Below are 669 nucleotides of genomic sequence, written 5' to 3'. Positions count from 1 at the left end.
TTCCCCCTGATGAAGTCGAGGAATATGCAAAAAAATCGGGACAAGGTCTCGATGCATGGGCGCGCGCCTTAAACCCGGCGGCGTCTAAGAAAGCGACTGAGAATGCCGCTTTGGAAGAGCTTCCAACAGACGGGAAATCAGATGCTTCAAGCGATAAAAACGACAGCTTTGATAGCACCAGCCATCATACTGCAACAGTCGAAAAATCAAATTTACAAATTAAAGACAATTTTTCTGCAGATGATCAATCGCTTCGTGTAACTTGGATCAACCCCGATGGATTAATCAATGAGCTCGTAGTCGGCCCACAGAACCGCGATGACTACGGCCACTTACAAGAATTGCTACTTGAGCTTGATATGATTTATTCTAGAATTAAGCATAATTTGTCGTAGAATTGCTCTAAATGCGGGACGGCGCTCTGTGATCTGAACGCTGCCAGCTTAGCAAAATGGTAATTTAATTTGCAGGAGCACCCATGATGCTCCTTCAACCACAGAACTCACGGCTCATTTGCGGGTGCGTAAAACGGTTGCTTATCACCGTATGACACACACCCACCAGTCATACTATGCAGCGTATGCCTTTGGATGCTGACTCATGCCCCCAAACCGCACCTACACCCTGCTACAGCGTAGATCCACGCCCCCCGCCGTATCAGCTCAAAAA

Annotated in this window: 1 protein-coding gene; it reads left to right on the top strand. The window is 47.4% G+C overall.

The features are described from left to right. A partial coding sequence (locus tag FV226_RS28295; protein WP_187278883.1) for a hypothetical protein occupies positions 1-395 on the top strand: 395 nt, incomplete at its 5' end. Positions 396-669: the final 274 nt, after the last annotated feature.

Source organism: Methylobacterium sp. WL12 (assembly GCF_008039475.1).
Taxonomy (GTDB): domain Bacteria; phylum Pseudomonadota; class Alphaproteobacteria; order Rhizobiales; family Beijerinckiaceae; genus Methylobacterium; species Methylobacterium cerastii.
Note: the sequence above shows the minus strand (reverse complement) of the source record. Positions and strands in the feature narration are given on the sequence as shown.